Source organism: Mesorhizobium sp. GbtcB19 (assembly GCF_019091085.1).
Classification (GTDB): domain Bacteria; phylum Pseudomonadota; class Alphaproteobacteria; order Rhizobiales; family Rhizobiaceae; genus Mesorhizobium.
This window is the reverse complement of the sequence record NZ_JAGXJY010000206.1, coordinates 1-277: the sequence shown is the minus strand read 5'-3', so window position 1 is coordinate 277 and position 277 is coordinate 1. Positions and strand designations below refer to the sequence as shown.

1 protein-coding gene is annotated in these 277 nt (G+C 30.0%); it reads left to right on the top strand.

Translation table 11 applies throughout. The features are described 5' to 3' along the window. Positions 1-277: siphovirus ReqiPepy6 Gp37-like family protein (locus tag KVT37_RS32190; RefSeq protein ID WP_217579025.1), on the top strand; the 277-nt coding region annotated here is incomplete at both ends.

The window sequence follows — 277 nt, the reverse complement described above, 5'->3', positions numbered from 1 at the left end:
ATTTAATACACAATTAGAGTTTATAGGAGTGATAGATACATATCACTCTTTTATTTTTGAACGTTATTTAACTAAACCTGGTTCTTGCACCTTAACTTTGACGTTTGATTCAGATGCTTTTGCGTTACTACAAGATGATCATATTATCGCAAAAGAAAATGATTTGAAAGACGCTTGTTATATTAGTCATCACTCAATTGAGCAAGAAGAAAATGGACACGACAAGTTAATAGTAAAAGGTTTCTCACTTGCTAATTTATTACGAAAAAGAATTGTA